Annotated in this window: 27 protein-coding genes; 18 read left to right on the top strand and 9 right to left on the bottom strand. The window is 72.5% G+C overall.

The genetic code is table 11. The features are described 5' to 3' along the window. The first annotated feature begins 48 nt into the window (after window positions 1-48). The 4 genes from ACLQ2N_RS06540 (at window position 49) to ACLQ2N_RS06525 (ending at window position 4,774) form a co-directional block, all read left to right on the top strand. Window positions 49-945: a LysR family transcriptional regulator gene (locus ACLQ2N_RS06540; protein WP_425809974.1), complete on the top strand. Its 897-nt coding sequence runs from the start codon at window positions 49-51 to the stop codon at window positions 943-945. A 347-nt stretch (window positions 946-1,292) separates the two neighbouring features. Beyond that, a complete protein-coding gene (locus ACLQ2N_RS06535) occupies window positions 1,293-2,519 on the top strand; it encodes an acetyl-CoA C-acetyltransferase (RefSeq protein WP_425809972.1) in 1,227 nt (408 codons plus the stop codon). 673 nt (window positions 2,520-3,192) lie between these two features. Further along, the gene (locus ACLQ2N_RS06530; RefSeq protein WP_425809970.1) at window positions 3,193-3,921 is read left to right on the top strand and encodes a DNA-binding response regulator; all 729 of its coding nucleotides are present in this window, start codon (window positions 3,193-3,195) and stop codon (window positions 3,919-3,921) included. Between the two features lie 73 nt (window positions 3,922-3,994). Continuing rightward, complete coding sequence (locus ACLQ2N_RS06525; RefSeq protein ID WP_425809969.1) at window positions 3,995-4,774, top strand: LuxR family transcriptional regulator; 780 nt, start codon at window positions 3,995-3,997, stop codon at window positions 4,772-4,774. A 207-nt stretch (window positions 4,775-4,981) separates the two neighbouring features. On the opposite strand, the gene ACLQ2N_RS06520 is transcribed toward ACLQ2N_RS06525, so the two are convergent. Both ACLQ2N_RS06520 and ACLQ2N_RS06515 read right to left on the bottom strand, forming a co-directional pair. Further along, window positions 4,982-5,527, bottom strand: coding sequence for a hypothetical protein (locus ACLQ2N_RS06520; RefSeq protein WP_425809967.1), 546 nt, complete (start codon window positions 5,525-5,527; stop codon window positions 4,982-4,984). Between the two features lie 753 nt (window positions 5,528-6,280). Beyond that, on the bottom strand, window positions 6,281-7,117 hold the full coding sequence (locus tag ACLQ2N_RS06515) for a chaplin (RefSeq protein WP_425810222.1): 837 nt from the start codon (window positions 7,115-7,117) through the stop codon (window positions 6,281-6,283). 383 nt (window positions 7,118-7,500) lie between these two features. Here ACLQ2N_RS06515 and ACLQ2N_RS06510 point away from each other — a divergent pair, with 383 nt between their 5' ends. From ACLQ2N_RS06510 to ACLQ2N_RS06485, 6 genes are all read left to right on the top strand, one after another. Next, window positions 7,501-7,902, top strand: a complete 402-nt coding sequence (locus ACLQ2N_RS06510; RefSeq protein WP_425809965.1) for a rodlin — start codon at window positions 7,501-7,503, stop codon at window positions 7,900-7,902. Window positions 7,903-8,174: 272 nt separating this feature from the next. Beyond that, a complete protein-coding gene (locus ACLQ2N_RS06505) occupies window positions 8,175-8,408 on the top strand; it encodes a chaplin (RefSeq protein WP_425809963.1) in 234 nt (77 codons plus the stop codon). A 258-nt stretch (window positions 8,409-8,666) separates the two neighbouring features. Beyond that, a complete protein-coding gene (locus ACLQ2N_RS06500) occupies window positions 8,667-8,957 on the top strand; it encodes a hypothetical protein (protein ID WP_425809961.1) in 291 nt (96 codons plus the stop codon). A 103-nt stretch (window positions 8,958-9,060) separates the two neighbouring features. Continuing rightward, window positions 9,061-9,471, top strand: a complete 411-nt coding sequence (locus tag ACLQ2N_RS06495) for a rodlin (protein WP_164402126.1) — start codon at window positions 9,061-9,063, stop codon at window positions 9,469-9,471. Window positions 9,472-9,584: 113 nt separating this feature from the next. After that, window positions 9,585-9,755, top strand: coding sequence for a hypothetical protein (locus tag ACLQ2N_RS06490; RefSeq protein ID WP_425809958.1), 171 nt, complete (start codon window positions 9,585-9,587; stop codon window positions 9,753-9,755). Window positions 9,756-9,874: 119 nt separating this feature from the next. Beyond that, window positions 9,875-10,285: a rodlin gene (locus tag ACLQ2N_RS06485; RefSeq protein WP_425809957.1), complete on the top strand. Its 411-nt coding sequence runs from the start codon at window positions 9,875-9,877 to the stop codon at window positions 10,283-10,285. Between the two features lie 104 nt (window positions 10,286-10,389). Here the strand turns inward: ACLQ2N_RS06485 and ACLQ2N_RS06480 are convergent, their stop codons facing one another. Then, complete coding sequence (locus ACLQ2N_RS06480; RefSeq protein ID WP_425809955.1) at window positions 10,390-10,890, bottom strand: DUF5949 family protein; 501 nt, start codon at window positions 10,888-10,890, stop codon at window positions 10,390-10,392. A gap of 317 nt (window positions 10,891-11,207) precedes the next feature. Here ACLQ2N_RS06480 and rsgA point away from each other — a divergent pair, with 317 nt between their 5' ends. Both rsgA and ACLQ2N_RS06470 read left to right on the top strand, forming a co-directional pair. After that, entirely contained in the window at window positions 11,208-12,374 is a 1,167-nt protein-coding gene (rsgA, locus tag ACLQ2N_RS06475) for a ribosome small subunit-dependent GTPase A (RefSeq protein ID WP_425809953.1), read from the top strand. Between the two features lie 71 nt (window positions 12,375-12,445). After that, complete coding sequence (locus tag ACLQ2N_RS06470; RefSeq protein ID WP_425810220.1) at window positions 12,446-13,873, top strand: DNA-3-methyladenine glycosylase 2 family protein; 1,428 nt, start codon at window positions 12,446-12,448, stop codon at window positions 13,871-13,873. Here the strand turns inward: ACLQ2N_RS06470 and ACLQ2N_RS06465 are convergent. Both ACLQ2N_RS06465 and ACLQ2N_RS06460 read right to left on the bottom strand, forming a co-directional pair. After that, window positions 13,798-14,280, bottom strand: coding sequence for a DUF456 domain-containing protein (locus ACLQ2N_RS06465; RefSeq protein ID WP_425809951.1), 483 nt, complete (start codon window positions 14,278-14,280; stop codon window positions 13,798-13,800). The genes ACLQ2N_RS06470 and ACLQ2N_RS06465 overlap by 76 nt on opposite strands. A gap of 51 nt (window positions 14,281-14,331) precedes the next feature. Continuing rightward, window positions 14,332-15,309: a helix-turn-helix domain-containing protein gene (locus tag ACLQ2N_RS06460; protein WP_425809949.1), complete on the bottom strand. Its 978-nt coding sequence runs from the start codon at window positions 15,307-15,309 to the stop codon at window positions 14,332-14,334. Window positions 15,310-15,578: 269 nt separating this feature from the next. Between ACLQ2N_RS06460 and ACLQ2N_RS06455 the strand changes: the two genes are divergently transcribed. The 4 genes from ACLQ2N_RS06455 (at window position 15,579) to ACLQ2N_RS06440 (ending at window position 19,554) form a co-directional block, all read left to right on the top strand. After that, complete coding sequence (locus ACLQ2N_RS06455) at window positions 15,579-17,042, top strand: protein phosphatase 2C domain-containing protein (protein ID WP_425809947.1); 1,464 nt, start codon at window positions 15,579-15,581, stop codon at window positions 17,040-17,042. A 114-nt stretch (window positions 17,043-17,156) separates the two neighbouring features. Beyond that, window positions 17,157-18,899, top strand: a complete 1,743-nt coding sequence (locus ACLQ2N_RS06450; protein ID WP_425809945.1) for a pyruvate dehydrogenase — start codon at window positions 17,157-17,159, stop codon at window positions 18,897-18,899. Window positions 18,900-18,908: 9 nt separating this feature from the next. After that, window positions 18,909-19,262 carry a hypothetical protein gene (locus ACLQ2N_RS06445; protein WP_425809943.1) on the top strand — a complete coding sequence of 118 codons (354 nt, stop codon included), beginning with the start codon at window positions 18,909-18,911 and terminating at the stop codon, window positions 19,260-19,262. Continuing rightward, the gene (locus ACLQ2N_RS06440; RefSeq protein ID WP_425809941.1) at window positions 19,165-19,554 is read left to right on the top strand and encodes a PPC domain-containing protein; all 390 of its coding nucleotides are present in this window, start codon (window positions 19,165-19,167) and stop codon (window positions 19,552-19,554) included. Before ACLQ2N_RS06445 ends, ACLQ2N_RS06440 begins: the two co-directional genes overlap by 98 nt. 11 nt (window positions 19,555-19,565) lie before the next feature. Here ACLQ2N_RS06440 and ACLQ2N_RS06435 read toward each other — a convergent pair whose 3' ends face one another. The 3 genes from ACLQ2N_RS06435 to ACLQ2N_RS06425 all read right to left on the bottom strand — a co-directional run bounded on the left by ACLQ2N_RS06435 (window position 19,566) and on the right by ACLQ2N_RS06425 (window position 21,112). Further along, entirely contained in the window at window positions 19,566-19,955 is a 390-nt protein-coding gene (locus ACLQ2N_RS06435; protein ID WP_425809939.1) for a barstar family protein, read from the bottom strand. 23 nt (window positions 19,956-19,978) lie between these two features. Next, complete coding sequence (locus ACLQ2N_RS06430) at window positions 19,979-20,371, bottom strand: ribonuclease domain-containing protein (RefSeq protein ID WP_425809937.1); 393 nt, start codon at window positions 20,369-20,371, stop codon at window positions 19,979-19,981. Window positions 20,372-20,521: 150 nt separating this feature from the next. Next, a complete protein-coding gene (locus ACLQ2N_RS06425; protein WP_425809935.1) occupies window positions 20,522-21,112 on the bottom strand; it encodes a TetR/AcrR family transcriptional regulator in 591 nt (196 codons plus the stop codon). A 174-nt stretch (window positions 21,113-21,286) separates the two neighbouring features. Here ACLQ2N_RS06425 and ACLQ2N_RS06420 point away from each other — a divergent pair, with 174 nt between their 5' ends. Both ACLQ2N_RS06420 and ACLQ2N_RS06415 read left to right on the top strand, forming a co-directional pair. Further along, the gene (locus tag ACLQ2N_RS06420; RefSeq protein ID WP_425809933.1) at window positions 21,287-23,137 is read left to right on the top strand and encodes a serine/threonine-protein kinase; all 1,851 of its coding nucleotides are present in this window, start codon (window positions 21,287-21,289) and stop codon (window positions 23,135-23,137) included. 156 nt (window positions 23,138-23,293) lie between these two features. Then, window positions 23,294-23,659 (top strand): ATP-binding protein, encoded by a 366-nt coding sequence (locus ACLQ2N_RS06415; protein WP_164401724.1) that lies wholly within the window; start codon window positions 23,294-23,296, stop codon window positions 23,657-23,659. 221 nt (window positions 23,660-23,880) lie between these two features. Here the strand turns inward: ACLQ2N_RS06415 and ACLQ2N_RS06410 are convergent, their stop codons facing one another. Continuing rightward, window positions 23,881-24,960, bottom strand: a complete 1,080-nt coding sequence (locus ACLQ2N_RS06410; protein ID WP_425809931.1) for a DUF2637 domain-containing protein — start codon at window positions 24,958-24,960, stop codon at window positions 23,881-23,883. Window positions 24,961-25,089: the final 129 nt, after the last annotated feature.

The following is a 25,089-nucleotide window of genomic DNA, read 5'->3' as shown; positions in this document are numbered from 1 at the left end:
GACGCCGGAGCAATCAATGATGCGGGCGGACCCGGGGGAGGGGACGGCATGGAGCTGCGCCACCTCGCCGCGTTCCTCGCCGTGGCGGAGGAACTGCACTTCGGCCGCGCCGCCAAGCGGCTCCGGATGGCGCAGCCGCCGCTGAGCCAGCAGATCCGCCGCCTGGAGAAGGAACTCGGCGTCCAGCTCTTCGAACGCAACACCCGCTCGGTGCGGCTCACCAGCGCGGGGGAGTCCTTCCTCCAGCCGGTGCGGACCGTGCTGGACGACCTGGACACGGCGGTACGGGCCGCGAGGGCGGCCGGACAGGGCGCCTACGGCAGGGTCCGCATCGGTTTCGCCGGCGCGTCCAGCCACGAGACGCTGCCGCTGCTGACCCGGGCGGTGCGGGCCGCCCACCCGGGCATCGAGCTGGTCATGACCGGCCAGACCTACGCCGACGTGGCCCTCGCCCGGGTCGCGGACGGCTCGCTCGACCTGGGCTTCGTCCGGCTCCCGGTGACGCGGCCGGGTGTGAGCTGCCGGGTGATCGACGAGGAGGAGCTGGTGTGCGCGCTGCCCCTCGACCACCCGCTCGCCGGGCGCCCGGAGATCCCGCTGGACGCGCTGGCCGGGGAGCCGTTCGTCGCGTTCCCCGCCAACACCGGATCCACCGTGCGGGACGCGATGACCGAGGCGTGCGAGGCGGCCGGGTTCACCCCGCGCGTGGTGCAGGAGGCGCCGGACTCGTACACCATCCTGGCGCTGGTCGCGGCGGGCGTCGGGGTGACGCTGACCGTCACCTCCGTCCAGCACATCCGGCTCAGCGGTCTGGTCTACCGCCCGCTGGCCGGCCCGCCGATCCGAAGGCAGCCGGCGCTGGCCTGGCGGACGGACAATCCGTCGGCCGCCCTGCGCGCGGTGCTGGACGTGGCGGAGCGGGCGCTGCCCACCCCCGGCGGCTGACTCGGCCCGTGCGGCCCGCGCCGAGGAAGGCGAGCAGGCTGACGCCGTCCCGGCTCCTGCGGCGTCCTGGTCCTCGCCCACGGCGACCTGGTGGAGGTGCCCGCAGGCGTGGACTTCGGCACGGACAACGCCGTGACCCGTGCCCTACGCCTGATGCTCGCCACGCAGGCCCGCGCCTGAGACGGTCAGGGCCTGTCCGGCGGATCAGGGTCGGACAGGCCCTGGGGGCGGCCGATTGAGACGCCGGGCGTCTCGGTTCCGGGGGAACTGGGTATTGGACCGGTCACGCCGCCGGGTGCGAGGGTCGTGCCAGACCCTCGCACTCCGTCTCCCGGAAAGGCCCCGCCGTGCCCGACGCCCTCGATGTCGTGATCTGCGAACCCCTGCGCACCCCCATCGGCCGCTTCGGCGGAGTGTTCGCCGGGGAGAAACCGGCCGCCCTCGCGGCCCGCGTGATCGCCGAGGTCGTCGCCCGGACCGGCATCGACCCCGACCGGGTGGACGAGGTGGTCCTCGGTCACGCGTACCCGTCGGCGGAGGCCCCCGCGATCGGCCGGGTCGCCGCCCTGGACGCCGGGCTCCCGCAGTCGGTGACCGGCCTCCAGACCGACCGCCGCTGCGGTTCCGGGCTCCAGGCGGTCCTGGACGCGGCGATGCAGATCCGGGCCGGGTTCAGCGAGGTCGTCATCGCGGGCGGCGTCGACGTGATGAGCGGCGCCCCGTACTACACGCACGACGGGCGCTGGGGCATCAAGGGCCCCGGCCTCCAGCTTCACGACGCGCTCGCCCGGGGCCGGGTCACCGCGGGCGGCGTCCACCACCCGGTCCCCGGCGGCATGATCGAGACGGCCGAGAACCTGCGCCGCGCTTACGGGATCAGCCGCGAGGACCAGGACGCGCTGGCCCTGCGCTCCCAGCGACGGGCGGGGCTGGCCGCCGCCGAGGGCCGGTACGAGAAGGAGACGGTCCCCGTCACCGTCAGGACCAGGAAGGGCGAGACGGTGGTCTGCGCCGACGAGCACCCCCGCCCCGACACCACCGCCGAGCAGCTCGCCGCGCTCCGCCCCGTCATGCTGAAGTCCGACCCGGACGCCACCGTCACCGCAGGCAACGCCAGCGGCCAGAACGACGCGGCGGCCGCCTGCCTGGTGACGAGCGCCGCCACCGCCGAACGCCTCGGCCTCACCCCGCTCGTCCGGCTGGTCTCCTTCGCCCGCGCCGGGGTGCCCGCCGCGACCATGGGCCTCGGGCCCGTCCCCGCGACGCGGGCCGCGCTCGGCCGCGCCGGGCTCACCCTCGCCGACCTCGACCTGATCGAGCTGAACGAGGCGTTCGCCGCGCAGGTCCTGGCCTGCACACGGGAGATGGGCCTCGGCGAGAAGGACCACGAGGAGCGGATCAACGTGAACGGCTCCGGCGTCTCGCTCGGCCACCCCGTCGGGGCGACCGGTGCCCGCATCCTCGCCACGCTCACCCGCGAGCTGCACCGCCGCGAGGCCCGCTACGGCCTGGAGACCATGTGCATCGGCGGCGGCCAGGGCCTCGCGGCGGTCTTCGAACGCGTGACGGTCTGACGCAGCGGGCTGCCGGGCCTCCGGGCCGCGTCCCTCCCGACGGGCACGTACCGGAAGGTACCGGTCCGGCCCGGACGGCTCGTCTCGGCTCTCGGCGCGCCGGCGAGCATCGCGAGGCCGGGGGTGTGGGAGACGCTGATGCGGCAGGGGGACGGCGGGCGGACCGTGCTCGGTGCTGCCGCATCCGGGACAGGGCTTTCTGACGAGGGAACTCGCCCTAGCCCCCACCTGAAATCGAGTGGCCGGTAAACGACGTACTGCGGAACGGCAAGACGCTTATGGGGCCGCTGCTCTGGCTGATGTGAATGGGTGTGCCCGCGCCAGTTCCGCGCTGTCCAGCCATGTCGGATCCGCCTCGCAGGGCGGGCCCGCGACCGCGCGCCCTGACCGCACATGGGATGGAGCCCGACGCTCCGCGAGCCCCGGGCCGACGGGCGGCCTCTTGTTGACTGCTTCCAAGCCAGCGAACTAGTGTCTGAAGAAGCTTTCTTGAGCCTGTGTATGAAGAAGAGTTTTCGATTGAACTGTTTTTGGTGAGCGATATTTCGCGTACACGGCGAATCATTCCGAACGTGATGAGGGCGGCCCGCGTGGGGGAGGCGGCTCGCCGGCAGCCGAGGGGGCGCATGTGACGGGCGTGCAGATCGAGCCACCGGGCACATCCGAGCGTGCGATGGCTGAAGGCCATGCCGCCCACCTGGGGGAGGCGCTGCTCCAGGCTCGCGAGCTGATCGAGTCCACGGTGTCCCTGTACCGGCGCCGTCCCGCCGAGCCGGCCGCGCCGCCCACCGGCATCGCCGCGCTCGGCGAGGCCCTGGAACGGATCGTCGGGGGTGCCCGGTACTCGGTCGGCGTCGCGCTCGCCGGCCCCGGCGAGTTCACGGATTCCGTTCTGCGACTGCTCACCGCACAGCCGCCGGTGGCCGCCGTCCGGCTGCTCGGATCCGCCGAGGTCGCCGACGCCTCCTTCGCAGGGCTGTGTGTGCCCCCCGGCCGGCCCCTCGAAGCCAGGGTCTCCGAGAGCGAGTTGCGCGAGATCGTCGTGGTCGACGGCGTCGCCGCGCTGGTACGGGGAGCCGCCCGTGGCGGCGGGCAGCAGGCCACGGTCGTCCACGACGTCGCGGCTGTGCGCGCCCTGGAACTGCTGTTCGCCGGAGCCTGGGCGCGCGGCCGGAGGCTCGTCGACCACCTCGGCCTCAGCCCGCGGCTGCGCAGCGCGCTGACCCGCAGCATCCTGGAGCGCCTGAGAGCCGGTCACACCGACGACACGGCGGCGCGCGACCTGAACGTCTCGCTGCGCACCTATCGGCGTCATGTCGCGGAGATCATGCGCGGACTGAACGCCAGTTCCCGCTTCCAGGCGGGAGCCCGCGCCGTCGAGCTGGGTCTGCTCCCGGAGTAGACCGAGCGTTGTCCCCGGCGCGGTCGTGGCCGGGACGGCGCGAGGAGTCAAGTCAACGGGGACGGTGGGGTACGTGTCGGGAAGGCCAGAGGACGAGCTGGAGCACGCCCTGCTCGAGGTCAGGGAACTCATCGAGTCCACGGTGGACCGCAGCTTGCGCGAACGCAGGATCACCGCGGTGGAAGGCGGGTACGGGGCCGTGCTCGACGCGGCCGAGGAGCTGATCGGCGGGGCGGTCCACAGCATCGACATCATGCACGCCCGCACGCCGCTCTCCGGCGAACAGCCCGCGCGGCCGCTCAGGTCGGAGCGGCAACTGATCTACAGCGCGGACGAATCGGTCGCCGTGCGGCTGCTCGCCAGTCCCGCGCTGCTGGACGAGGACTTCGTACGGGAACAGCTCGGCCGCGAGCGGCCGGTGGCGATCCGGGTGGCGCGCGTGCCTCCCTTGCAGGCCCTGCTCGTCGACGGAGTCGCCGGACTCGTGGTGGCCGAGTCGGCCGTGGGCCGCCGGGCCTCGCTGATCCGGGCCCCCGAGGTGTTGCACACCCTGCACACCCTCTTCGCCGGCGTCTGGAGCTACGCCGTGCCGGCCAACGAGCGCATCGTCTTCGGCGACGGCGACCGGGCCGCGCTCGCACGGCAGATCCTGGGTGCCCTGAGGGCCGGGGTCACCGACGAGGTCGCCGCCCGCGAACTGAACGTCTCGGTCCGCACCTACCGGCGCCATGTCGCGGAGATCATGGCGCTGCTCGGTGCCGGCTCCCGCTTCCAGGCCGGTGTCCGGGCCGCGGAACTGGGCCTGCTCCCGCCGGCATCGGCGCCCGGCCCCGGTGGCCCGGCCGGCCGGTAGCCACCGCCCGGCCTTCCTGGAGCAGCGGCCCCGTGGCCGGGACCGCACCGCGTTTCCGGTCGTGGCGACTGGCAGCTTCCCGACCGGACGGTGAGGGCGGCGCGGCCCTGCCGGTCTCGGTGCCCGGCAGCCGCCGGGCACCGGAGGCGAGCCCGGTGAGCAGCACCGTGGGGGAGAGCGCGGCCAGGAGGACGAGCACCGCCGTGTTCATCGCCGGCGCTTTCGCCGCAGGTAGTACGAGACGGTGACGACACCGAGCAGCGGGCCCCAGAGCAGCAGCGGCGCGTAGCACCAGCCCATCAGGGCGCGATGGGTGGCGTCGAGGCTGCCGCTGTCGACCTCGTCCCACACCAGGTACTGACTGATGGTCACCACCGTCATGAGCACCGCACCGGTAGCGGCGGGTACGACGGCCGCCCAGGTACGGACGGACCGGCCTCCGATGAACGGCAGCCAACGCGGAGCGACCAGGCCCCAGTCGCTGACCAGACCGAGCGTGAGCAGCGCCGCCAGCTCCTGCAAGAGCGTGATCAGGGGCAGGACGAGATAGCCGCTGCCGGGCAGACCGTAGTCGTCGCGCAGGACCGCGTCGCTGTAACCGACCGGCACCCCAACAGTCATGGCCAGACGCCACAGCGAGGACGGCAGGGCGATCAGGGGGACGGCGTGGGCCGTCCAGCGGATCCACCGGGACGGCGGCGGAGTGGACAGCACCGCCGTGCGGCGGGGCTCGTCGGTGACTTCAGTGGTCATGTGCGCCAGACTGCCAATCTTCTCGTATGGGCCCTCCGAACAGGGGAATCCTTCTGCGGATTGCCGGTGGGGGGAGAGCCTTCTGCGCGAGTGTAGGGAGGGCGCACCCGGAAATCCCGTGGGATGTCAGGTTGCTGCCACGCCTTCCGCGACTCTCACCGGCGGCCGGTTGTCCCTTCCGTCCGGGGTGTGGCGCACCTCGTGTCACCTTCATGCCAATTCCCTTGCCGGGGAGTGGTGGCAGGGGCCCGGTGAGGGAGACGTTCGCCGAATGACACCGTCACCGCCGGTGCCCGGCCGAAGGGTTACCTTGCGAGTGCAGAACTGAGGTACGAGGTTCCGATACCCGTGCCGTTTCCGTCGTCCGCAATGATCGTCCGAATCGGCCTGGGGGAAACCGGAGTTCGAGTCCGCGATGAACGAGGCGCTGGCCGCCGGGGAGGAAGAGCGGGGAAGGGACGCGGGTGTGCCGCGCGTCCTCCACGCTGCCGGCCTCACTGCTGACGGAACTTCCGCCGCCCCGGCCGGCCACTCTCTGCGCCGCCTCCACACCCGTGTGGACGCCGACGTCAGATGCCTGACGTCGGATGCCCTGTCGGCACTCGGACCCTGAGGCGACGCCCGTGGCAGCCGCGCACGGGCGGTTCACCGATCTGACCCCCGTACGCCGCAGGGGGCGCCGAACACAAAAGGTCCGGCCGGACAGCTCAGGGCTGTCGGGCCGGACCTCTTCGTGCTCGGGGAAGCGTCAGCTCACTTCTTCGCGGCGCGGGCGCGGCGCATCAGCAGGCCGCCGCCGAGCACCAGCGCGGCGCTGGCGCCACCGGCGATGCCCAGGTTCTCGTTGGCACCGGTGTGCGCCATCTGCGGCGGCTTGTGGTGCTTCGGAGGCGTGTGGTGCCAACCGGTGTGGGTCGGCGGGTTGTGCGTGGGCGGGTTGTGCGTGGGCGGGGCCGGCGGGTTGTGGTGGTGGCTCGGCGGGCAGTCGTCGTCGTGGTGGTGCACCGGGGGCTTCGGGGGCTTCGGCGGGTGGTGCGGCTTCGGCGGGTTGTGCTCGTGGCCGCAGTCGCAGTCGTGGTCGTGGTGACCCGTCGGCGGCTTGTGGTGCGGGGGCTTGTGGTGGTGCGGCGGCTTGTGCGGCGGGTTCTCCGTCGGCGGCTCCTCGGTGGGCGGGTTGCCCTCGTCGTCGCCGTTCTCGCACTCGTTGCCGGCGGCCGGGTTGAGCAGGCCGATCACGTTGACCGTGTTGCCGCAGACGTTCACCGGGACGTCGACCGGCGCCTGGATCAGGTTGCCCGAGAGCACGCCGGGGGAGCCGGCGGCCACGCCTTCGGCGCTCGCGCCCTGGGTGTCACCGGCCTCCGCGTCGCCGCCCTCGTTCTCGCACTCGTTGCCGAAGGCGGGGTTCAGCGCGCCGATCACGTTGACCGTGTTGCCGCAGAGGTTGACGGGGACGTGCACCGGGATCTGCACGGCGTTGCCCGAGGCGACGCCGGGCGAGCCGACGGCGGCGCCGTCGGCCGACGCATCGGCGAAGGCATAGCCGCCGGAGGCGGTCAGGATGCCTGACGCCGCCGCCATGACGAGCATGCTCTTACTCAAGGCTTTTCGCATTGGTGCCCTTCCTTGGGACATTTCTCGCGGGCGCACGACCCGCATTTCGTTCATCAGGCGGTGCAGCAGCCGTCGGACCCGACTGTGTACGGGAGGGCCCTCCGGGCAGAGCGGCTTGACGACACCCATAACGACGTCCGCGTGCGCGGGAAACGTGAATCCGGTGAATTTCCTGTGAGCGCACAGCGAGGCGGCGAGTGAACGTTTCCTCTCTCGATTTCCGACAGTATGACTCGATCGCTTTCGTACGGACGTCCGTGTCTTCCGGGCATTCGAGTGAATGGCGATAACCAAACGTCGGCCCGGCAGTTGTTCAGGGCGCTCCGGCTACGGGGCATCCAGTACGAGAAGGGTTCATCGTGATCAAGAAGGTCCTGGCTACGGGTGCCGTCGCCGCCTCCATCCTCGGGCTCGGCGCCGCGCAGGCGATGGCCATCGGCAACGACGGTGGCACGACCTCGGTCAACGGCAACGGCGCCTCGCAGGTGTTCGGCAACGCCGAGACGCGCGGCGACGGCAGCCCGCAGTTCGACCTGGTCCAGGGCTCGCTGAACAAGCCCTGCGTCGGCCTGCCGGTCAAGGCGAACCTCGGTTCGCTCATCGGCCTCGTCCCGATTACGGTCCAGGACGTCAACGTCCTGTCCAGCCCGCAGAACCAGCAGTGCACCGAGAACTCCACCCAGGCCAAGGGTGACGAGCCGCTGTCGCACATCCTGGACGGGATCCCGGTCCTCTCGGGCAACGGCGCCGGCAACCGCTGATCCGGCTCCCTCCCGGGCCCGGGCCGTCGGCGTTCCTCCTCCGAGCGGTCCGGGCCCGCTGCCGCGCCGCTGCACCATGCGGGCGGGAGCGCGGGCGGCTGACCGGAACTGCATCATTCGGGCGGTATTGGAGCAATCTCCTCGCTGAGCAGTGTCGCCTACCGCCCGAAATCGTTACGAATGAAAGCGGCGGAGTTACGAGCGATCAGGTCCGCGCTCGTGCGGCACGAAAGCCGTGGCCGCTCCGGACTCCGCACAAGAAAGGGTTTCACGTGAAGTACACGAAGATCGTCGCCGTCGCCGCCGGTACGCTCATGGCCATGGGTGCCGCCGCCCCGGCCTTCGCCGACTCGGGCGCCGAGGGTGCGGCCGTCAACTCCCCGGGTGTCGTCTCCGGCAACACCATCCAGGTTCCGGTGCACATCCCGGTCAACGTCTGCGGCAACACCATCAACGTCGTCGGCCTGCTGAACCCGGCCTTCGGTAACGCCTGCATCAACGACTGATCCAGGCTCGCCGAATTCACTCGGCTCGAAAAGCCCCGCCCCGCGCTCCCTGCGGGCCGGGGCTTTTCCCGTGCCCGGGACCCGCCCGCGCCCGCATTCTTTCGCGCGCCGCAGCCGCGAGAAATACCGGGCCGCCCAGTTTCCCCGCCGTGTCCGGTTCGTTAGCCAGGAAAAGAGCGGCGGAGGACACGGCCAGGGAAGGCCCGTGCGGCGCGGGGACGCGACCGGAACGGCCGCCGCTGAGAAGGGAACCCGAAAGTGAAGTACGCGAAGTCCGCCGCACTCGTCGCCGGTTCCGTGGTCGCACTCGGCACGGCCGCCCCCGCCTTCGCCGTCCCCACGACCACGGCCCCCAGCTTCAGCCTCGACGGCGGCGTCAACCAGGTCGTGGCGGCCGCCCCGCAGGCGGTCGACCCGGTGGTCGGCACCGTCAGCGGCGCCGCCGAACGCCTGCACGAGGATGGCACCGTCGGCAAGGTGGCCGGCCAGGCCACCGGCGCGGTCCAGGGCGCGGCCCCGCTCCTCGGTGGCCTACCGCTCTCGAACTGACCCGCACCTTTCGGGTGATGTGCCACAACCATTCCCGCCGCGCCGAGTTGATCAGTGCGCTCGGCACCGGCGGGCAACCAGAGAAAACCAGAAGGGCAGTTTCATGATCAAGAAGATGATGGCCTCCGCGGCCGTCGCCGCATCGATCGTCGGCGTCTCCGCCGCGGTCGCCCCGTCGGCCATGGCCATCGGCAACGACCAGGGCACCACCACCGTCAACGGCAACGGTGCCATGCAGGCGTACGGCAACTCCGCCACCCACGGTGACTGGAGCCCGCAGTTCGCGCTCATCCAGGGCTCGCTCAACAAGCCCTGCATCGCCCTGCCGGCCAAGGCCAACCTCGGTTCGCTGATCGGCGTCGTGCCGATCACGCTCCAGGACATCAACGTCCTGTCCTCGCCGCAGAACCAGCAGTGCACCGAGAACTCCACCCAGGCCAAGGGTGACGAGGCCCTGTCGCACATCCTGGACGACATCCCGATCCTCTCGGGCAACGGCGCCGGCAACAACTGACCGGACCGGCGGCGCAGCACACGCGGCCCGGCGGTCGCCCGAAAGGGCGGCTCGCTGGGCCGCTTGCCGTAGTGCGGGCGGCCGTTCCCCGCCGCAACGGGTAGGGCCACCCCATGGACCAGCACCACAGCCGGCATCCCGACAGCGCCACCCCGATCTACGACCGCCTCCTCGCCGAGTGGCGGGCCGCCCGGGCCGAACCGGCCCCGGACCTCCGCCCGGCCCGGGCGGGCGGACTCGTGCCCCCGGCGCGCACCTCGGGCGAGGCGGGCACCCGGGGTTGACGCCGGGGCGTCGAACTCATGCGGGATCGAACCCATTTGGGTGGATCAGCGGAACCGAAGCGTCCGCGCGGGGTTGATCAGTACGTTCCAGAGCGGAACGCTCCGAAAGGTGAAGCGTGATGAAGAAGATGATGGCCGGCGCGGCAGTGGCCGTGTCCCTGGTCGGCCTGTCGGCCGCCGCCGCCCCCTCGGCCATGGCGATCGGCAACGACGGGGGCACCACCTCGGTCAACGGCAACGGCGCCGCCAGCGCGTACGGGAACAGCACGACCCGGGGTGACGGCAGCCCGCAGGCGCAGCTCATCCAGGGCTCGCTGAACGACCTGTGCGTGGGTGCCCCGGTCAAGGTGAACGCGGGCTCGCTGGTCGGCCTGCTCGTGCCGGTCACGGCCCAGGACATCAACGTCCTGTCCTCGCCGCAGAACCAGCAGTGCGCCGACAACTCCACCCAGGCCAAGGGCGACGAGCCCCTGTCCCACCTGGTGGACGACATCCCGGTCCTCTCCGGGAACGGCGTCGCCAACAACTGATCGCGTACCGCGCCCGCGCCGTCCGTCCTGTGCGGCGTGGGCGCGTAGGACTGACGGAGGCCCACCACCCTCGCCGGGTGGTGGGCCTCTTCCGTGGCGCCGGGTCAGCCGAGGCTGCGCACAGGGAGCACGCAGTGCGCGGAGGTCGCGATGACGTCCGGGTCACCGGCGAACGCGCGCAGCTCCGCCTCGCCGACCGGGAGGCCGGGCGCGCCCTGCGGCCACGGGCGGGTCGCGAACATCACGTGCACCTCGCTCTGTTCGGTCGCCGCCGCCAGCCACTCGGGCGGCACCGGGTACTGCGCGGTGAGGTGGGGCAGCGTCAGCACGGCCTGGCCGGCCTGGACGAGGAGCTTCACGGGGAGCCCCGGCGTCTCGTCGGCCCGCACCGCGTCACCGCCGACGGTGAGTCCGCTGCGCTGCAAGGCGAGCCGCATGGCGTGCTCGCCGGCCGCCGGGCCGTCCGATCCGTCGCCCAGCGAGTAGGCGAGCAGGAAGGCGGCGTCGCGCCCGCTCTGCCGGTACTCGCCGCTCCAGCCGATCAGGATGAGGGAGCCCAACTGGGCCTGGGTGAACGTGCCGGTGGCTGTCTGGGGGGAGGTCATGTGCGGCACCCTAACCGTCCGCGACCGGTCGAACTCCATGCGTATCACCCGATCGGGGGATGACTGTCACAACCGGGCCCGCGCGAGATAATCCGTTGAGCGGCCGGACCGCCGGGGGATATGGTCTACGACGAGACGGACGGCGGATCTGCCGCCGGTACCGGACCTGGACGCATGCGGAGGTGAGGACATTGACGACGGTCGTTGTGGTGGGCGCTGCCCACGAGTCGAAGTTCCTCTCTGTCACCTCCGTGGCCACCGGCTGACCCCTTCGCGCCCTCGCGCGCACCGCCGGGCCACCCTGTGAAGGGTTTCCCTTGTCTCTCCCGTTCTCCTCCTTCTCCTCCTCTCTCTCCACCGCTTCGCACCCGCTCGCCGCATACGGCTGGGACGACGACTGGGCCGCCGAGTTCGCCCCCTACGCCGCCCAGGGACTGGTGCCCGGGCGCGTGGTGCGGGTGGACCGCGGGCGCTGCGACATCGTCACGCCCGAGGGCACCATCTGGGCGGACACCGCCTTCGTCGTGCCGCGCGACCCGATGCGGATCGTCTGCACCGGCGACTGGGCGGCCGTCGACGCCGACGGCGACCCGCGGTTCGTCCGTACGCTGCTGCCGCGGCGCACCGCCTTCGTACGCTCCACCTCGTCCAAGCGCTCCGAGGGCCAGGTGCTCGCCACCAACGTCGATCACATCGTCATCTGCGTCTCGCTGGCCGTGGAACTGGACCTGGGCCGCGTCGAGCGGTTCCTGGCCCTCGCGATGTCCAGCTCCGCCGGCGACGCGCTGCTCGGCGACGCCGCCGGGGCGGGCGAGCGGAGCGCCGAACCGGTGGTCGTCCTCACCAAGGCCGACCTGGTCCCGGACCCGGCCACCCTCGCCCACCTCGTCCAGGACATCGAGCGCGTCGCGCCCGGTGTGCAGGTACTCCCGGTCAGCTCCGCCACCGGCGAGGGCGTCGACGTGTTCTCGGCGATCGTCTCCGGCGGTACGAGCGTGCTGCTCGGGGTGTCCGGCGCCGGCAAGTCCACCCTCGCCAACACGCTGCTCGGCCAGGACGTGATGGAGGTCCAGGCCGCCCGTGACGTGGACGGCAAGGGCCGGCACACCACCACCACCCGCAACCTGCTCGTGCTGCCCTCCGGCGGGGTCCTCATCGACACCCCCGGACTGCGCGGGGTCGGCCTCTGGGACGCGGGGACCGGTGTCGGCCAGGTCTTCTCGGAGATCGAGGAGCTGGCCCGGGACTGCCGGTTCCACGACTGCGCCCACGAGGCTGAACCCGGTTGCGCCGTGCGGGAGGCCATCGAGGACGGCACGCTGCCCGAACGCCGCTTCGACAGCTACCGCAAGCTCCAGCGCGAGAACCAGCGCATCGTCGCCAAGACCGACGCCCGCGTCCGGGCCGAGATCCGGCGCGACTGGAAGCGGAAGGGGGCCGAGGGCCGGGCCGCGATGGACGCCAAGCGCGGCCGGGTCCGGTAGCCGGACCGCCCTGGTCCACGTCCGAAATCCGCGAGTGACGGCACCCGGCGGGGCGCACACTGGACGGTGTGATGGACGAGGAGACCAGGTACGAGGCGGTCAGCAGCCGCGACGCCCGTTTCGACGGCGAGGTCTTCTTCGCCGTCGAGACGACCGGCATCTACTGCCGGCCGAGCTGCCCCGCCGTCACCCCCAAGCGGAAGAACGTCCGCTTCTTCCCCACGGCGGCGGCCGCCCAGACGCACGGCTTCCGGGCGTGCCGCCGCTGCCGCCCGGACGCCGCCCCCGGCTCCGCCGAGTGGAACGTCCGGGCCGATGTCGTCGGGCGCGCCATGCGGATGATCGGCGACGGCGTGGTGGACCGGGAAGGTGTTCCCGGGCTCGCCCACCGGCTCGGCTACAGCTCCCGCCAGGTGCAGCGCCAGCTCAACGCCGAACTGGGCGCCGGCCCCGTCGCCCTGGCCCGCGCCCAGCGCGCCCACACGGCCCGGGTCCTCCTCCAGACCACGGCCCTGCCCGTCACCGAGATCGCCTTCGCGGCCGGGTTCGGCAGCCTGCGCCAGTTCAACGACACCGTCCGGCAGATCTACGCCCGCACCCCGAGCGCCCTGCGGGCCGAGGCCGGTACCGGGCTGGGCATCGCGGTCCGCCAGGCCGGCACCACCGGCATCCCGCTCCGCCTCGCCCACCGGGGGCCGTACGCCGCCGGTGACGTCTTCGACCTGCTCGCCGCCGGGCCGGTCGCCCGCGTCGAGGAGGTCACCGGGGAGCCCGGCCGCCGTACCTACCGGCGCACGCTGCGTCTCCCGTACGGCACCGCCGTCACCTCCGTGGACGAGCGGTCCGCCGGGAAGTGGCTGGACGCCCGCATCCACCTCACCGATCTGCGCGACCTGACCACGGCCGTCCAGCGGCTGCGCCGGCTCTTCGACCTCGACGCCGACCCGTACGCGGTGGACGAGCTCCTGGCCGCGGACCCCTCGCTCGCCCCGGACGTCGCGGCCCGGCCGGGCGTGCGCTCGCCGGGCGCGGCCGACGCCGAGGAGTTCGCCGTGCGGGCCCTGGTGGGCGACGCGGCGGCGGCGGAGCTGGTCGAGGAGTACGGCAAGGCGCTGGACGTGCCGTGCGGCGCGCTGACCCACGTCTTCCCCGAGCCGGCCGTACTCGCCGACGCGGCCGGTGACCCGGCCCTGCGGGCCCTGGCGACCGCGCTCGCCGACGGCACCGTACGCCTGGACGCGGGCGCCGACCGCGACGAGGCCGAGGAGGCGCTCCGTCGGCTGCCCGGCATCGGCCCGGCCACCGCCGCGCTGATCCGGATGCGCGGCCTGGGCGACCCGGACGTGGACCCGTACGGCACCCCCGGCGCGGCCGGCTGGCGCCCCTGGCGCTCGTACGGTGTGCGGCGGGCCGGGCGACGGGCTCAGCCCCAGAGCAGCGCGCCCAGCCAGGCGCCCGTCACCAGCAGGCACGCGAAGAGCTCCACGAGCACCGAGTAGCCGGTCGCCCGCATCACCGAGCGGACCGACGCCCAGCCCGCGCCCCGGCTGCCGAGGCGCAGCCGTTCCGCCCCGAAGATCACCCCGACGTATCCGACGACCGCCCCGACGACGGGCAGCACGAAGAAGCCGGCGATCGCACCGAGCCCGCCCAGCAGCAGCGTCCGGCGCGGCGCCCCCGACTCACGGGGCCGGCGCGGGGGCAGCAGCGGTTTGAGGGCCTGGTTGAGCAGAAGCAGCGCGGTGGCGCCGATCAGTACGGCCCACGCGGCCGGAGTCGTGTCGGTGAACGCCCACCACAGGACGGCGGCCCAGACGATCGCCTGCCCCGGGACCCCCGGGACCAGCACACCGATCAGGCCGAGCAGCATGACCAGTCCGACGGCGACGAGCTGCCACACACCCATCTGACCAGCGTGCCGGACCCGCCCGGGTCCCGCCCGTTCTGACCAGGGGTCCTACCGGGCCACCCAGCCCCGTTCGTACGCGTGCCAGCCGAGCTGGAGGCGGGTGGAGACGCCGGTCAGCTCCATCAGGCCCTTGACCCGGCGCTGAACGGTCCGCAGGCCCAGGTCCAGCTGCTTGGCGACGCTCGCGTCGGTCAGGCCGGCCAGGAGCAGCGACAGGATCTCCAGATCGGTCGGGTCCGGGCCGCCCGGCTGATCGAGCACCGCGCCGCTCTCGCCGAGCCGCAGCGGCATCGCCTCCCGCCACACCGCCTCGAAGAGCCCGGTCAGCGATTCCAGCAGCCCCGACGCGTGCACGACCAGCGCCGCGGGCTCCGCTCCCCGGCCGGTCAGCGGCACCATGGCCAGCGCGCCGTCGGCGATCACCAGCTTCGTCGGGACCCGGGGGACCACCCGGCACCGCTCGTCGCGGCCGAGCGCCGCCGACAGCTCCACGATCCCGGACTCCAGGCCCAGCACCTCGCGCTCCACGACCACCCGGAACGAGACTCCGCGGGCGGCCGCCTCCTCCTCCGACTCGTTGTCCAGGCCGCGGACCGCGATCGGCTTCCCGGTGACCAGCGCGCACACCTCGCTCGTCGCGCCCAGCTGGAGCTGGTGGAAGCGGTGGGCCACCGCGCTCGCCCCGGTGACCACCTCGACCAGGTCGTGGACGGCCGGTTCGGCGGCGTCGGCGCGGTACTCCTCGGCGAGCAGCGCCGCCGCCAGCTCGGCCTGCTCCAGCTGGTGGCGCTGCTGGGTGAGCAGGGCCCCCAGGGCGACCCCGGGCGGCGCCGCCACCCAGCGGCCCGTGCGGGCGGAGGACTGGGCGGCCAGGCCGTGCTGCTCCAGCCGGCGCAGCGCGCGTTCCGTGTCCCGCTCGGGGAGCGCCAGACGGTGCGAGAGGTCGGACACCTCGGCGGCCCCCAGCGCCACCAGTGCGCGGTAGGCCGACTCCTGCCGCTCGTCGAGACCTATGGCTGCCAGCATCCCCGACCCCTCCCCGGACCAGTGCGTACGCGTCTGGGCGCACCCCGTGTGGCGAAAAGTCGCCACGGCGTGATGTCGCCACGGCACATCATCGCCGTACCGCGCGCCACTCTGCCAATGTGACGGCACAGCGGGACCGGCGGCCCTGTCCGCCACCCGCTCTCCGGACCGGTCTGCCGGGCGTCCTTCCCGTGGGGGGTGGGGGTGCCCGGCGGACCCATTTTCCGGATGCCCGTTTTTGTACGGCCCCCGCGGTCGACAATAAGGACATGAGTCAGCAGGGGGAGAGGCCCGAGGCCCACGAGGACGACTGGTGGCGCAGGCTGTACGACGAATCCGCCCCGGACACCGGGGCGAACGGCACGGCCGACAGTCTCGACGACCGCTTCGTCTCGGCGTCGGACACGGTGGCGTCCGGGAGGGGCGCGGCTCACGGGACGCCGGGGGAGACACCCGCGCCGGGGCAGGAGCCGCGGCCGGCGGCCACCGCGCCGGTCCCGGAGGCCCGCGCGCCGTCGGCCGTGCGGACGCCGCCCCGCGCCCCGTGGGAGCCGCTGACCGGTCCCGCGCTGCCGCGCACGTTTCCCGGGCCGGCCCCCGAACCCCCGCCGCCGGACCCCGAGGCGCCCGCCTCGGGAGACCCCCGCGTGCCGGCCGCGCCCCCACTGCCCAGGCGGCCCGTCTCCGAGCGGACCGGGGCGGACGGGCCCGCGGCCGAGGAGGCGCCGGGGGAGCCGGCCGACGCGCCCCGGCCCCTGGTCGCCCACGTCGGGGCCCGGCCGCCCACCTACGACGCCGAGCCCACGGCGCTGCCCGCCACCGACCCCTGCGCGCTGGACCGCGTCGTCCCGGACACGGTGCTGGACGGTGCCACGTACGGGACGTACACGCTGCGGGCAGCCTCCGTACGCGGTGACTCGGCCCGGTTCCGGGGCGAGCCGCGCCGGGACGCGCTGCTGACGGCGCGTTTCGGGAGCGGGCAGGACGCGCTGGTGCTGGTGGCCGTCGCAGGCGCGTCCCGGGGCGCGGAGGGGGCGTACACGGCGGCGGCGGACGCCTGCCACTGGATCGGCGAGGCGGTCGGGCGCAGCCACGCCCGGCTCTCCGACGACATAAGGGCGGGCCGCAGGGCCGACCTGAAGGCCGGGCTCCACCGGCTCACCGACCGCGCCTTCGGCAAGCTGCGCGCCCGCGCCGCCGAACTGGGTGTGGAACCGGACGCGTACACCGCGAGCCTGCGCTGCCTGCTGCTGTCCGCCGACCCCGAATGCCGCACCCGGGTCTTCTTCGGCATCGGCGCCGGCGGCCTCTTCCGGCTGCGCGACGGCAGCTGGCACGACCTGGAACCGGCGTTGCCGCCTCCCGCCGCGCTGAGCGGGGAGCCCGTGGTCGGCTTCGGCTCCCTTGCGCCGGAGAGCGGGCCCCGGGGCGACCGGCTGACCATGGACCTCGGGATCGCCACCGGCCCCGCCCCGTATGTCGAGGAGCCGCTCCCGCCCCCTGCCGAACCGTTCCGCTTCCGCGCCTCCGTCGCCCGGCCGGGGGACACCCTGCTGCTGTGCGGGGCCGGGCTCGCCGATCCGCTGCGCGGCGAACCGGAGCTGGCCGCCGAGCTCGCCACGCGCTGGTCCCCCGTGGAGGCGCCGGGTCTCGGGGCGTTTCTCGCGGACACCCGGATCCGGGTGAAGGGGTACGCGGACGACCGGACGGCGGTCGGCGTCTGGGAGGCGTAACGGCGCACACCATGGGTTGATGGATTCCGGATACCCGTCCGGGCCGGGGTTTGCCGCCCCGAGTCCCGGACAGCCGGACGTGCACGGAGCACAGGCAGAGGGAGTGCGTCACCCATGGCCAAGCAGAACGTGTCGGAGCAGTTCGTCGACATCCTCGCCCGGGCGGGCGTCAAACGCCTGTACGGGGTCGTCGGGGACAGCCTCAACCCGGTGGTCGACGCCGTGCGGCGGCACGCGGACCTCGAGTGGATCCAGGTCAGGCACGAGGAGACGGCGGCGTTCGCGGCCGGTGCGGAGGCGCAGATCACCGGGGACCTGGCGGCCTGCGCCGGGTCGTGCGGGCCGGGCAACCTGCACCTCATCAACGGCCTGTACGACGCCCACCGTTCGATGGCCCCCGTGCTCGCGCTGGCCTCGCACATCCCGTCGAGCGAGATCGGCCTCAACTACTTCCAGGCGACCCACCCCGAGCTGCTCTTCCAGGAGTGCAGCCACTACAACGAGATGATCTCCAACCCGCAGCAGATGCCCCGGCTGCTCCAGACCGCCATCCAGCACGCGGTCGGCCAGGGCGGCGTCAGCGTCGTGACCATGCCGGGCGACGTCGCCGGGCAGCCCGCCCCGGAGCGGTCCGCCGAGCACGCCCTGGTCACCTCGCGCCCCACCGTGCGGCCGGGTGACGGCGAGATCGAGAAGCTGTGCCGGATGGTGGACGAGGCCAAGCGGGTGACGTTGTTCTGCGGCAGCGGCACGGCGGGCGCGCACGCCGAGGTCATGGAGTTCGCCGAGCGGATCAAGTCCCCGGTGGGGCACGCCCTGCGCGGCAAGGAGTGGATCCAGTACGACAATCCGTACGACGTCGGCATGAGCGGGCTGCTCGGCTACGGCGCCGCGTACGAGGCCACCCACGAGTGCGACCTGCTCATCCTGCTCGGCACCGACTTCCCGTACAACGCCTTCCTGCCCGACGACGTGAAGATCGTGCAGGTCGATGTCCGGCCGGAACACCTCGGCCGGCGCACCAAGCTGGACCTGGCCGTCTGGGGCGACGTCCGTGAGACCCTGCGCTGTCTGACGCCCCGGGTGAAGGTGAAGAACGACCGCAAGTTCCTCGACCGGATGCTCAAGAAGCACGCCGACGCCCTGGAGGGCGTGGTCAAGGCGTACACCCGGAAGGTCGAGAAGCACGTCCCGATCCATCCGGAGTACGTGGCGTCTGTCCTGGACGAACTCGCGGACGAGGACGCGGTCTTCACCGTGGACACCGGCATGTGCAACGTCTGGGCGGCCCGCTATCTGACGCCCAACGGCAAGCGGCGGGTCATCGGTTCGTTCAGCCACGGTTCGATGGCCAACGCGCTTCCGCAGGCGATCGGCGCCCAGTTCACCGACCGGAACCGGCAGGTCGTCTCGATGTCGGGGGACGGCGGATTCACCATGCTCATGGGCGACTTCCTGACCCTCGTCCAGTACGACCTGCCGGTCAAGGTGGTCCTCTTCAACAACTCATCGCTCGGCATGGTCGAGTTGGAGATGCTGGTCGGCGGCCTGCCGTCGTTCGGGACGACCAACAAGAACCCGGACTTCGCGGCCGTGGCGCGCGCGGCAGGGGCGTACGGCGTCCGCGTCGAGAAGCCCAAGGAGCTCTACAGCGCCCTCAAGGACGCCTTCAAGCACAAGGGCCCGGCGCTGGTCGACGTCGTCACCGACCCCAACGCGCTTTCCATCCCGCCGAAGATCAGCGCGGACATGGTCACCGGCTTCGCCCTGTCCGCCAGCAAGATCGTGCTCGACGGCGGGGTGGGCCGGATGCTCCAGATGGCCCGCTCCAACCTCCGGAACGTGCCCCGGCCGTGAACTGACCGGGTGTCACCACGGTGTGCACAGGACCTCATCGCGATCGTGTCCGGTCTGCGCAAGCGCGGCGTCGGCTTCACCTCGCTGCACGAGGCGCTCGACACGACCACGCCCGGCGGGCGCCTGGTCTTCCACGTGTTCTTGCCGGCACCCCGACTCCGCAAGCGGTCCCGGCTCTCCGGCCTGAACCGGCTCTCCGGGTCCGGGCAGTTGACCGCGTCGGCCGAGGAGCACATCGAACTGCTCGACCTGGTGGTCGCCGGGGATGCCGGGGGCGCGGAGTCCTGCATGCTCGGCCACATGTCACACGTCCACCCGCTGTGGGCCGACAGCCGCCGGGGCGAACCGGCGGGCCGGGCGTAGCTCCCTCGCCCGCGACGGCCGGCACGCCACCCGGGGCGACTACGCCTACCTGTACCTCTGCATACCGGCGGGCACCGGCCGGCTGACCGCCACCACCAGTGGCGGCACCGGCGACGCCGACCTCTACTACAGCTCCACCGGCTGGGCGACCACCGGCTCGTACACCGCCAAGGCCACCGGCAGCGGCAACGCGCACACCCTCACGGTCGACCACCCGGCCGCCGGGGCGCACTGCATCAGCCTGTACGGCGTGCGGGACTTCGGGCAGGTGAGTATCGCGACGAGCTACTGACCCGCACGCCCTCAGAGCAACCGCAGCGCGTCCGGCCCCGCCCGGTCCCGGATGATCTCCACCAGCCGGTCGAAGAGGGTCGGACCGCGCCCCGCAGCCGCCTGCGCCCACTCCTCGCGCAGGCGGCTCCGGTTGCTCTCATGGGCGCGGGTGGCCAGCCGATCCAGATGCCGGGCGGTCTCCGCGTGCCCCAACGCCCGTGCGGACAGGGCGTGATCGCGCCACTCGAAGACGAAGTCGCCGTCGTCCGGCGCGCCCATGCCACCGCTGAGACAGTCCGCGAAGGCGTCGAGATTCCGGCCGAAATAGCCACCGGGCCCGTTCACCGCCTCGCCGACCACGGTCCAGAAGCTGTCCAGGCCGGTGATCCGGGAGCCTTCGAGCACATAGGTCACGGTCATGGGGACGACCCTACGGGCGCGGGTCAGCAGTCGTGGTCCACCAGGTCGAACGTCTCGTAGTGGTCGGCGGTGTAGTAGTCCTCCCGGCTCTCCTCGCCGGTGACGATGCGCCGCGCGCCACGCGTCGGGGAGCCGGGGGTGATGACGGTGTACTCGTGGTAGTAGCCGGTGTCCTGCGCGGGCAGCACGCCCTCGCGGTTCTGGAAGACGGTGCCGTCCTGGTCGTACGGGAACGGGCCGCCGGCGTCGATGAGGTGCAGGGTGTCGTGGGCCTGGGACGGCAGGTCCGAGTAGCAGACGCTGCCGACCGATGCGGTCGTCGCCGAAGCGGTGGCCGTGACCGGGCCGCCGACGAGGAGAGCGGACAGGAGGGCGGCCGCGCCGCCGAGCGTGGTGATCCGTGGGGGGATTCGCATGCTCCATGATGACGCGCGTAGACAGCGGCTCGTCAACGCCAACTCGGGTGAATTCTTCGGGAGTTAACCGTGGAGGGGGAACACGTCCCGCCCACGGGGCCTCCGGGGTGCCACGGTCGTGCGAGGTTCGAACGGAAGTCCGTGGTCGGCTCAAGGGCTGACGGAGCGCCAGATGTGATACGGGACCGTGCGGACGGCCTCCTCGATGTCGATGTCACCCACGGCGAGCCAGCGCCGCGCGATGCCCGTCACCGGCCCCAGGATCAGCGACTCCAGGACCGGCAGCGGCAGCGCGGCCAGCTCGCCCGACTCCCGGTGCGCATGGAGCCAGGCGGCGAGCGGCGCGATCCGGGCCTCCTGGGCCCCCCGGAGCTGCCGGGCGTTCATGAGGGCCTCGCGGTCGGCGGTGACGGAGTGCATGAGCCGGGCCGCGTCCGGATGTGCCTGGACGAAGCGGAGGTACGCCTCCGTCAGCGCCCGCACCCCGCCGTGCGCGTCCGTGACCTGTTCCAGCGCCTCGGTCACCTCCCCGAGGAGGCGGCCCAGCCAGGACTGCGCGAGGGCGAGGACCACTCCCTGAAGGCTGCCGAAGTGGTGGTAGATGCTGCCCGCGCTCACGCCGCTGGCCGAGGTGATGGCGTTCAGTGTGAGGCCGGCCTCGCCCTGGGCCGCGTACAGCTCCAGGGCGGTGTCGAGCACCTGGGCGGCCGTGGCCTCCCCGCGCTGTTGCTTCGGACTCATCGACGCAGCACCCACTTCCGGAATCGCTGGCTCCTCATGGTGGCGCCGGGAACAGCCTAGAAGAAGGTTCCGGAATTGTTTCCGGAAGTTGTTCCAATGGGCTCCCGCATTGCTTCACACTGAACGCTTGTCGCGCCAAGTCGCGGCCGAACAAGGGAATTTCAGGAGACCGGTGTGAACAACGACGACCACGCGGGCGACGAGGACTACCTCGACGGAGGCATCAAGCCGCTGACGCCGACGGACCCGGCGCGCATCGGGCCCTATCTGCTGCTCGGCCGGCTCGGCGCCGGCGGCATGGGCCGGGTCTACCTCGCCCGCGCCGACGGCGGCCGCACCGTCGCGGTCAAGGTGGTGCACCCGGAGCACGTCGCGGACCCGCAGTTCAGGGGCCGTTTCCGGCGCGAGGTCGAGGCGGCGCGGAGCGTCGGCGAGCGCTGGACCGCGCCCGTACTGGACGCGGCGCCGGACGCCGAATTCCCCTGGGTGGCCACGGGTTACGTGGCCGGGCTCTCCCTGGAACAGGTCGTACGGGGCCACGGCGCCCTGCCCGCCGCCTCGGTGCAGGCGCTCGCCACGGGGCTGCTGCACGCGCTGAAGGACATCCACGCGGCGGGCATCGTCCACCGCGACCTCAAGCCGTCCAACGTGATGCTCACGATGGAGGGGCCCAAGGTCATCGACTTCGGCATCGCCCGTGCCGTCGGGACCGCCGTCGAGTCCCTGCTCACCAGTACCAACATGATGATCGGCACGCCCGGGTTCATGGCCCCGGAGCAGGTGCACGGGGAGAGCGCGGTACCGAAGAGCGACGTCTTCACCCTCGGCTGCGTCCTCACGTACGCGGCGACCGGGACGCTCCCCTTCGGGCACGGGGCGAGCAACCAGCACGCGATCATGTACCGGATCGCCGAGGCCGAGCCGGAGCTCAAGCGGGTCCGGGACGCGGACCTCAAGGCGCTGATCGCCCGGCTGCTGGTCAAGCCGGTGGACGAGCGGCCCTCGGTGGACGAGCTGCTGGCCGAGCCGGGGCGCGAGGCGGGGCCGGTCGCCTCCTCATGGCTGCCCGCCGCCGTCGTGAGCCACCTGGCCCGCCAGTCGGCGCAGTTGCTCGACGCGGAGGCGGAGCCGCTGCGGCAGGAGGCCGACCGCGCGACGGTGGACCTCCGGGCGGCGCCCGAGGTGGCGGCGGCGGTGGAGGGCGAGAAGACGGCGGAGAAGCCGAAGCGGGGGAAGCGGCGCCCCTGGGTGGTCGCGGTCCCGCTGGTGGTCGTGATCGGCGGGGGCGGCGCTACGCTGCTCCTCCAGCCGTTCAGCCACGACGGCGCCGACGCGCACGCGGCGCCCCCGGCGGCCACCTCGACGGGTCCGACCGCCACCCCGGAGCCCTCGGCGGCCGGCAGCGCTTCCCCGACCGGCAGCGAGAGCCCGAAGGCGTCTCCCAGCAAGAAGAAGGCGGACGCCGGCAAGGACGGGAAGGACGGCGAGCCGGGCAAGGACGGCCGGGACGCGGGCACCGCGGGCGGCGGCTCGACCTCGAGCGGCAGTGGTACGAGCGGCGGGGGCTCCGGCGGGGAAAGTTCGAGCGGGGGCTCCACTGTCGGCGGCGGCACCTCGGGTGGCTCCACGAGCACGTCCGGAGGCGGAGGCTCGACCAGCATCAGCACGTCCGGTGGCACCACCGGCGGTTCGAGCAGTGACAGCACGGTCCCGTCCGCGTTCGTCGGCACCTGGAAGTACGGCGAGTCCGTGAACATCAACCAGCCGGAAACCGTCAGCATTTCCGGAGCGGGCATCGTGCGCATGTCCGGCGTTCCGTACATGCCCTGCACCTACCAGGCCACGGTGACGTCCAAGGCGAACGGCAACAGCCGCATCAACATCAGCGCCGCCACGCCGGTCGGCAAAAAGGACTTCCGGTGCTTCGCCACACTGGAGGCATCCTTCTTCAGCCTCAACGCCACCGGAATCCAGCACAACGTCGGGGCCGCCGCGGGCGACGGCTACTACTACAAGCGCGCCTGAGCCCCGCACGATTCCTCCGGTCCGAAGGACTCCGCAAGCGTGACAGCCGGGAGGCGGGGGCATGCATTGCGTGAGCACCTTCGAGACAGGGGGCGAATGGCCGTGTGGGCGGGGGAAACGATGGAGCGTCACGAAGAGGCCCGGATGCATCGCAGGGTGGACCGGGCCGATCTGGCAGCCGTGGGGGAGGTGCGGGGCGCGGTGCGGGAGTTACTGCGCTACCGCTGGAAGGAGGAGCCGGCGCAGGTCGCCGAGCTGCTGCTCAGTGAGCTGGTGACCAACGCCCTGGTGCACACGGACGAGGGCGCGGTCGTCGCCGTGAGCGTCGCGCCCCGCCGCCTGCGCGTGGAGGTGCGGGACTTCGTCCCCGGAATGGACCCCGAGCCGCACGTACCGTCCGCCGACGACGGTACGCACGGCCGGGGACTCGTCCTGGTGGAGAGCCTTGCCGACTCCTGGGGGATCAGCCCCCGCTCGCTGGGCAAGGTGGTGTGGTTCGAGCTGGACGGCGAACGGCCCTGACGGTCTCCGGACCACCAGGGCCTGTCTGACAAGTCCCGTCTGCAGGGCGGCGCCATGCACGCACTCTCGCCGCACCGGCCCCAGACCCCAGTACATCCAGTACAGGGGTCTGGGGCCGGCACGCCGAGAGCACGCACCTGACGCCGCCCTGCCCGCCCTCCGGGCGGACGACGGGAATGGTCAGACAGGCCCGGCCGTTCGCGTACGTCCGCCGTCCCGTGTCAGCCGAACTGCTGCTCCAGGTCCTTGAGCTTCTGCTCCAGCGAATCGAGCCGGGGCAGGGCCTGGGTGTCGTCGTCGTCGGCCGGATCGGCCGAGGCCGATCCGCTCACGCCCAGTTCAGGGACGCTCGCCGAGTTCGAGTGGTTCGCGGCTTGCAGGGATGGCCGGGGTCGCAGGGGCAGCTGACCCGGCTCGGATATGGCGGGCTCCGCGACGGACTGCGCGGAGCCCGTCGCGGGGGCCAGTGCGGCCACCTCGACCGGGGAGCCGCCCCGTCCGAGCCGGCCCCAGGCCCGGTTCTGCCGGTTCAGGGCCTTGATGTGCGCACGGTCCAGCTTTTCCTGGTCCCTTCTGCGGAGACGGTTCTGCTCTTTCTCTCTGCGGTCCTCGCGTACCTCGTCCACCGCCTCGTCCAGCGTGCGTACGCCTTCGAGGAGCATCAGCGACCAGGCGCCGAAGGTCTCCCGGGGCGCGCGCAGCCAGCGCACGATCCGGATCTGAGGCAGCGGGCGGGGCACGAGGCCCTGCTCGCGCAGCGCGGCCCGGCGGGTCTGCTTCAGCGCGCGGTCGAACAGCACGGCGGCCGAGAGCGACATGCCCGCGAAGAAGTGCGGGGCACCCGCGTGGTCGATGCCGCGCGGCGCGTGCACCCAGTTGAACCAGGCGGCGGCGCCGGCGAAGGTCCACACCAGGAGGCGCGAGCCGAGCGCCGCGTCCCCGTGGCTGGCCTCCCGCACGGCCAGGACCGAGCAGAACATCGCCGCCCCGTCCAGGCCGAAGGGCACCAGGTACTCCCAGCCGTCCGAGAGGCCGAGGTTCTGCTCGCCGAAGCCGACGAGCCCGTGGAAGGAGAGTGCGGCGGCGACCGCGGCACAGCAGAACAGCAGCACGTACGAAGCGGTGGCGTACAGCGTCTCCTTGCGTCTGCGCCGCTCCTCGCTGCGTTCCCAGCTGTCGTCGGCCGAGGCTGTGTCAGAGGCGCGCCTTCCGCGCGCGACCACCGCCACCGCCGCCATGACCCCCACGAGCAGCACGGCGCCCGGAAGCAGCCAGTCAAGCGATATGTCGGTCAGTCTCATGCGCGGTCCCTTGCGTCACGTAGGGCGTTTCGGGCGCCATCGTGGCGGAAATTGCCCTCCGTTCAGACGGTTTCGGGACAAGTGAACGCCAACGGGGTGCAGGAGACCGTCGATATGGACGTTCTGGTC

The organism is Streptomyces sp. DT224 (assembly GCF_049844595.1).
Classification (GTDB): domain Bacteria; phylum Actinomycetota; class Actinomycetes; order Streptomycetales; family Streptomycetaceae; genus Streptomyces.
The sequence above is the reverse complement of the archived record's forward strand: the minus strand, read 5'-3'. Positions and strand labels throughout refer to the sequence as shown.